This window comes from Paracoccus sp. MKU1, assembly GCF_001447385.1.
In the GTDB taxonomy this organism is placed as follows: domain Bacteria; phylum Pseudomonadota; class Alphaproteobacteria; order Rhodobacterales; family Rhodobacteraceae; genus Paracoccus.
In genome coordinates this window covers 20,344-27,226 of the sequence record NZ_LLWQ01000114.1, presented here as the reverse complement: position 1 = coordinate 27,226, position 6,883 = coordinate 20,344, and the positions used below count along the sequence as shown (strand labels likewise).

6 protein-coding genes and 1 pseudogene are annotated in these 6,883 nt (G+C 64.4%); 4 read left to right on the top strand and 3 right to left on the bottom strand.

The genetic code is table 11. The annotated features are described in order from the left end of the window. The coding region (locus AQY21_RS07455) for a 4Fe-4S dicluster domain-containing protein (RefSeq protein ID WP_203416437.1) at positions 1–581 on the top strand (581 nt) is incomplete at its 5' end. 97 nt (positions 582–678) lie between these two features. Here AQY21_RS07455 and AQY21_RS28565 read toward each other — a convergent pair. The 3 genes and pseudogenes from AQY21_RS28565 to AQY21_RS07445 all read right to left on the bottom strand — a co-directional run. Then, positions 679–792, bottom strand: a pseudogene (locus AQY21_RS28565) (IS5/IS1182 family transposase); the annotation flags it as partial. Between the two features lie 79 nt (positions 793–871). Further along, positions 872–1,186, bottom strand: coding sequence for a hypothetical protein (locus tag AQY21_RS28560; protein ID WP_152988152.1), 315 nt, complete (start codon positions 1,184–1,186; stop codon positions 872–874). Between the two features lie 322 nt (positions 1,187–1,508). Next, positions 1,509–3,257 (bottom strand): M28 family peptidase, encoded by a 1,749-nt coding sequence (locus tag AQY21_RS07445; protein WP_058097089.1) that lies wholly within the window; start codon positions 3,255–3,257, stop codon positions 1,509–1,511. A gap of 97 nt (positions 3,258–3,354) precedes the next feature. On the opposite strand from AQY21_RS07445, the gene AQY21_RS07440 reads away from it, so the two are divergent. From AQY21_RS07440 to AQY21_RS07430, 3 genes are all read left to right on the top strand, one after another. Next, the gene (locus tag AQY21_RS07440; RefSeq protein ID WP_065169906.1) at positions 3,355–4,935 is read left to right on the top strand and encodes an ABC transporter substrate-binding protein; all 1,581 of its coding nucleotides are present in this window, start codon (positions 3,355–3,357) and stop codon (positions 4,933–4,935) included. Positions 4,936–5,001: 66 nt separating this feature from the next. Next, positions 5,002–5,979 (top strand): ABC transporter permease, encoded by a 978-nt coding sequence (locus AQY21_RS07435; protein WP_058097087.1) that lies wholly within the window; start codon positions 5,002–5,004, stop codon positions 5,977–5,979. 24 nt (positions 5,980–6,003) lie between these two features. Further along, entirely contained in the window at positions 6,004–6,882 is an 879-nt protein-coding gene (locus tag AQY21_RS07430; protein ID WP_058097086.1) for an ABC transporter permease, read from the top strand. Position 6,883 lies beyond the last annotated feature (1 nt).

The following is a 6,883-nucleotide window of genomic DNA, read 5'->3' as shown; positions in this document are numbered from 1 at the left end:
CGGGCCGCGCGGGCGACGAGCTGACCGATTACGAGGCCGACCTGCGCTCCGGCCCCATCGCCCGCGACCTGAAGCCGGTGCGCAACGTCAAGCCACTCTGGTCGAAGCTGGGGCTCTGGGCCTCGCTGGCGCTGGGAGGCTTCGACATGTGGGTGGCGAACCTCACCGGCTGGAACCCCTTGGGCACCTGGAAGCACGGCAAGACCGACGCCGAGGCCACCGGCAAGGCCGCGGATTTCCAGCCCATCGACTACCCGAAGCCCGACGGCAAGCTCAGCTTCGACCGGCTGACCAACGTGGCGTTTTCCTTCACCAACCACGAGGAAAGCCAGCCCTGCCACCTGAAGCTGAAGGACCCCGCGATCCCGATTTCGGTGAACCTGCCGCTCTATGCGGAACCCGCGCAGCGCTACTGCCCGGCCGGGGTCTACGAGGTGCTGGAGGGGCCTGTGGGGCCGAAGTTCCAGATCAACTTCCAGAACTGCGTCCATTGCAAGACCTGCGACATCAAGGACCCCAGCCAGAACATCAACTGGACAACCCCGCAGGGCGGCGACGGGCCCAACTACCCGAATATGTGACGAGCGGGCTCTACCCGCCATTCCGATCCCGCGCGACAATCTCGATCTGCGGATGACGTCGCAGCCAGGCGGCCACAGTCACGGGCTCGCGATCCGGCAGCGCGCCGTTCACCACCTGCCGGATCTTGCGCAGTGGATGCCGCGCGGGGATACGTGCCTCCAAGTCGACATAGCTGAACAGCGATCCGCTCGCCTTGTCCGTCCCGCGCATCATCACCCCCGCCGTTGCCGCGCAAAGGGTGAATCATGTTCCGCAAACCAGGTCGAGGGTCGACTGCTTCAGCAACCAGCTAATGATCGCCCTTTTCCAGCCAATCTTCTAGCTCATTATCATCCATTTCGGATATGAAAAGAGCTTCCCTCGGATCCTCCAGCATTCGAAATATACTACGATACGGTGATTGTCGGATGGCGCTGATATATTCCCCATCCTCGCTTCCTGCGCCGCGAATTTCAACTGAAAACCTCTTTTTTTCCAGTAGCTTCACCATGCGTTCAAGCTGCGTTTCGTAGCTGGGAGAAAATCGCTCCCAAACCTTTTCCGGGCGCTTTCCGCTTAATCTCCAAGCGGCTGGCTTATTGTCATGATCGCGTGGGAATTTCATCATCGAGCTTCTCTGGCAAACAATAATGCAACCGGCAGATCCCTATATCTTATGCGTGCATCCATAAGCGAAGGTTGCTGGGTTTATTCACTTCAGGCCATGCTTTTCCCTTTGTCAACATCGATATGGTGGAAACACCGCTGGCGAGGGGCGGAAGCCTGTTGCGACCGGTGAAGTGTTCAAAGGGAAAGAGCGGGGCAGGGCTGGAGAATACGAGAAAGGCAGGACGTTGATCCTGCGGTGGTGAGCAGCATCGACTATGGTGGGCCGGATGCAGGGGATGTGCGCTGGTGGTAGAGCCTGAACCATAAGCCGAAGCGTTTCAGGTGCAATCATCCCCAGCAATCGTGTTCTTCAGGCGGGCCGCTTCGGCGATCAATCTCAGGCGATGGATGGCGTCCTGTGTCGCCCGGAGAAGGCGGGTCCGACATGCAGGCGTGGCGCCGGCATCCTGCTCTAGCAGCCCTTCGGCGAGGGGTAGCGGTCCGGCCGGCCGGGCGGGATCCTGGTCGTGAATGCCGCTTGCGGCATAGCCCAGCCGCACGATCTCGCGCGATAGGACCATGAGGCCGCGATTCCATGCCGCGGGATCGCTGTCTGACCGGTAATAAGCCCCGAGGCTGGTCTCGACGCTTGCCAGCGCCTGCGCCAGCCCGAAATCATGTCCCAGATTCTTGGTTGCGTTGTGCGAAAGGGCGGCAAGATGCGGCGTAAGCCTTGCCATGGCACGGCGATAATCCAGCGGCAGCCGACCTGCGGCCGACAGGCGCAGGGCCAACAGCGCGTAAAGGCGGATGTCATTGGCCAGCACGGCACGGTCGGCGATCTCCATGGTGTCGTATTCGCTATGCCATGCCGGATCGCCGCCGCAGCCCCCGACCGCATACCAGCCACGGGCGTGGCGTTCCTGCTCGGGCACCATGGAGCTGGTCAGCATGCAGCCGGTGATGCCGAGATTGCAGAAGGAATAGTCGCCGGCCCGGCCGGGCGAGGTCAGCTCGGTCGGTTGCCCGAAAAGGTCCATGATCGCGCCGGCCACCAGCGGCTCCGCCTCGATCATGCCGCGGATCGAGGCATAGGAGGTGGCGTCGCGGCAGCCCGGACTGTCGCAATTCACATGCGCGACGCAATGCTCGTGCAGCGCATGGCCGAAATGGTCGGCATACCAGGTGCTGCCGGCGTAGCGCCCGGCGGAATGCCCCGGCCACCAGGCGAAGCGGATGGTGCGGGTAAGATGCTGGCGGTTCCGGCTCAGCAGCCGCGCCACTTCGAGCAGCACGGCATTGCCGGTGGCATTGTCGCCGACGCCGACCTCCCAACTGTCGTAATGGCTGTGGAGCAGCACGAAATCCGCGCTTGGTCCACCTGCCGGATGCACGTCGACGGTCAGGACGGGCTGCTCGTGCCAGCCATGCAGCATCTCGGCCTCGAGCGTCACCGGCTCGCCAGCGGCAGAGGCAGCCAGCAATGCCGGGCCCGCCGCATGCGGCACCGCGATGGAGGCGATGCGCGGCAGTTCCGCCATGGTGCGGTCGTCCGGGTTACCCCAGATCAGCGAGTTCGTGCCCCAATGCGAGCGGTCTCCGGGGTTCACGACGATAACCCCCAGGGCACCGAGATCCTCCAGTAGGCGGGTGCGGGCAGGGTTCGACAGCCCGTCCGTCACGACGATGCGGCCCCTGACCCTGGTCAGCACCGCTTCGACCGGTTCGGTTCCGAAGTCGAACAGCACCGCCGGATCGCCGCTATGCAGGCGGCCGACGCCGTTGCGGGACGGCAGGTGCAGCGCCGGCGCGGTGATGGCGGCCAGGGGGGAAAGCGCCGAGGCCTTGGCCGGAATCACCTGCCCTGCCACCCGGACCCGGGCCGAGATCGGGATGCCCAGATAGATCTCGGCCTGATGCATGGCGGGGTCGAGCACGGCCTCCAGCAGATGGGCGCGCAACTGCTCGGCGCCCTGCCGGACCTCGTCGGGCAAGCAGCGGAACTGGCGCGAGAATATCTCGATCAGGGACCAGCCAAGATCCGTGTCCGCTTGCTTCAGAACCGCAGTTTCAACAGGGGTCAGCATCCTCGTCCTCCTCGGGTAGCGACATTTCTGTTGCACGATCCTGCGATCTCTGCAATAAAATAAAACTGAATTTTGATGAATAAAACGGGAGGAAATGATGACGCTGAAATCGACGCTGTGCTGCGGCGCGGCCGCGCTGGCCCTTCTTGCCGGCGGTGCCTGGGCCGAGGACCTGGACATCGGCATCAAGGCCGAGATCTCCTCGGCCGACCCGCATGTGTTGTTCGGCCCGAACCGCAATATCGGCGGGCAGGTCTATGAGCCGCTGTTCGGCACCGACAATGCCCAGCAGCCGGTGCCGGGGCTGGTCGAGACATGGGAACTGGTCGAGCCGACCGTCTATCAGTTCCATCTGCGTCCGGGCGTCACCTTCCACGACGGCAAGCCGCTGACCACCGAGGACGTGAAATTCTCGATCGAGCGGGCGAAGACGCTGAAGGCGTCGCGCACCTTCGCCACCTATCTGAACGATGTGAAGGCGGTCGAGATCGTCGACGATCTGACCTTCCGCATCCACACCACCCAGCCCTCGGCCATCCTGATCAACAATCTGACGACCTTTGGCATCGTTTCCAGCGCGGCCGCGAAGGATGCGGCCGAGCAGGATTTCCTGTCGGGCAAGGCGGCTGTGGGCACCGGGCCCTATAAATGGGTCGAATGGGTGCCGGGCGATCATGTCACGCTGGAGGCGAACGACGCCTATTGGGGCGGCGCGCCGGAGTTCGAGAAGCTGACCTATCGCTTCATCGCCAATGACAGCACGCGCGTGGCGGCGCTGCTTTCGGGCGACGTGGACGTCATCGACGAGGTGGCGCCGACGCTGGTCGCCCGGCTGAAGAGCGAGCCCGGGATGCAGGTGTTTTCCGGCACCTCCTACATGCTGAACTACGTCGCGCTGAATCAGCATGCGGAAAAGAACCGGTATGTCACCGACCAGAGCGGGGCGCCGATTCCCAACCCGTTCCTCGATGTCCGGGTCCGGCAGGCCGTGTCGCTGATGCTGAACCGCGAGCTGATCTCGGACCGGATCATGGACGGGCTCGCCACCCCGGCCGGCCAGTTTGTCCCCGAGGGCATGGTCGGGCATTTCCCCGAACTGACCCCGCCGGCCTACGATCCGCAGAAGGCGCGCGCCCTTCTGGCCGAGGCGGGCTATCCCGAAGGGTTCAACCTGACCATCCACTGCACCTCGGACCGCTACATGAACGACGCCAAGGTCTGCCAGGCGATGGGCCAGCTTCTGTCGGCGGGCGGCATCAAGACGCAGGTGCAGACGCTGCCCGGCTCGACCTTCTTCGGCCGCGCCAGCAATGGCGGCCCGAACGGCGAGCCGGAATTCGCCTTCTTCCTGGTCGGCTTCGGCGCCGCCAATGGCGTGGCCGATGCCGCGCTGTCGGCCCTGGCGATGACCTATGACGAGGAGGCCGGCACCGGCGCCAACAACCGCGGCCGGTTCTCGGACCCCGAGGTGGACCGGCTGGCGAACGAGGCTGTGGTCGAGAACGATCCGGCGAAGCGCGAGGAGCTGCTGAAGGCGGCCGAGACCCGGGCGCTCGACGAGGTGGCGATCGTGCCGGTGCATTTCCTGTCGGGCGTCTGGGCGGCGCGCGAGGGGCTGACGGTCACGCCGCGCACCGATGTCTTCACCCGCGCCTCGAACATCACCGCGCAGAAGTAAGGCACGCTTGCCGGGTGCCCCATCGCGCCCGGCCCGCGATTTGCCCAGCCAGCGAGGACTTCGCCAGTGACAGAATACCTCATCCGACGCATCCTGACCGCCGCCATGATCATCCTGGCCATGATGGTCATCGTGTTCTTCGGCCTCAACCTAATCGGCGACCCGGTCTATCTGCTGGTCGATCCCTCGGCCAACCAGGCCCAGATCGAGGAGGCGCGGCGCCATCTCGGCCTCGACCAGCCGATCTGGACGCAGTTCTGGATCTTTGTCTCCAACGCGCTGCACGGCGATTTCGGGCACAGCTTCGTCTTCAACCGTCCGGTCTTCGACGTGATCATGGAGCGGTTGCCCGCGACGCTGGAACTGGCGGCGGCGGCCTTCGTGATCGCGCTGAGCGTCGGGCTGCCCGCCGGGCTCTATGCCGGGCTACGGCCGAAAAGCTACCTGTCGCGGCTGATCATGGGCGGCTCGATCTTCGGCTTCTCGCTGCCAAGCTTCTGGGTCGGCATCGTGTTCATCCTAGTCTTCTCGGTGACGCTGGGCTGGTTTCCGGCCACCGGGCGCGGCGACACGGTTTCGGTTTTCGGCATCCAGTGGAGCTTCCTGACCTGGGACGGGCTGAGCCACCTGTTCCTGCCGGCGCTGAACCTGTCGCTGACCAAGATGGCCATCATCACCAGGCTGACGCGCGCCGGCACGGTCGAGGTCGCCTCGCAGGACTATGTCAAGTTCGCCCGCGCCAAGGGCGTGCGCGGCCCGCGGCTCTATATCAAGCATATCGGCAAGAACGTGATGATCCCGGTGGTGACGGTCATCGGCATCGAGCTGGGCCACCTGATTGCCTATTCGGTCGTCACCGAGACCATCTTCGCCTGGCCTGGCATCGGGCGGCTGATCATCACCTCGATCCTCAGCCTCGACCGGCCTGTCGTCGTCGCCTACCTGATGATGGTCACGCTGCTTTTCGTCGTCATCAACCTCGTCGTGGACCTGCTCTACGTCGCGCTCGATCCGCGCATCCGCCTCGGCTCGGTGCAGGACTGAGACCGGACACAGAAAGGCTGACCCATGTTTTCGCTTCAATTGCGCGATCGCGGCGCCCAGTTCGCCCGCAGCCCGGTGGCTGTCCTTGCGCTGATCGTGCTGATCCTGCTGCCGCTCGTCGCGCTTTTCGCGCCGCTCATCGCCCCGCAGAACCCCTATGACCTGTCGCAGGTGACCATCTTCAACGGCCGGCTGCCCCCCGGAACCGAGGCATTCGACGGCTCGATGACCTATCTGCTGGGCACCGACGAGGCGGGTCGCGACCTGCTCAGCGCCATTATCTACGGGCTGCGCATCTCGATCGGCATCGGCCTGTCCAGCGCGCTGATCGGGGCGCTGATCGGCGCAAGCTTCGGACTGCTCGCGGCCTATCACGGCAAGCGCGTCGATCAGGCCATCATGCGGATCGTCGATCTGCAGCTGTCCTTTCCGGCGATCTTGATCGCCCTGGTGCTGCTGGCGACTCTGGGATCGGGCATTGACAAGGTGCTGATCGCGCTGATCGCCGTGCAATGGGCCTATTACGCCCGCACGGTGCGGTCGGTGGCGCTTTCCGAAATGGCCAAGGACTATGTTGCCGCCGCCCGCTCTCAGGGGCTGGGCGCCGCCCGCATCATGTTCCGCCATATCCTGCCGAACTGCCTGCCGCCGCTGCTGGTCATCCTGACCATCCAGACCGCCCATGCCATCACGCTGGAGGCGACGCTGAGCTTCCTCGGCCTCGGCCTGCCGCCGACCGAGCCCTCGCTGGGCCTGCTGATCGCCAACGGCTTCGAGTTCATGCTGGGCTCGGAATACTGGATCTCGATCTATCCCGGCCTTGCGCTGCTGATCCTGCTGCTGGCGATCAACATCGTCGGCGACCGGCTGCGCGACATCTTCAACCCCAAGCTGGAGGCCTGAC

What these genes read in the sequence shown, in the direction of transcription:
- AQY21_RS07430 (WP_058097086.1), top strand. Translation starts at nt 6,004, where the DNA reads ATGTTTTCGCTTCAATTGCGCGATCGCGGCGCCCAGTTCGCCCGCAGC.
- AQY21_RS07445 (WP_058097089.1), bottom strand. Translation starts at nt 3,257, where the DNA reads ATGCTGACCCCTGTTGAAACTGCGGTTCTGAAGCAAGCGGACACGGAT.
- AQY21_RS07440 (WP_065169906.1), top strand. Translation starts at nt 3,355, where the DNA reads ATGACGCTGAAATCGACGCTGTGCTGCGGCGCGGCCGCGCTGGCCCTT.
- AQY21_RS28560 (WP_152988152.1), bottom strand. Translation starts at nt 1,186, where the DNA reads ATGAAATTCCCACGCGATCATGACAATAAGCCAGCCGCTTGGAGATTA.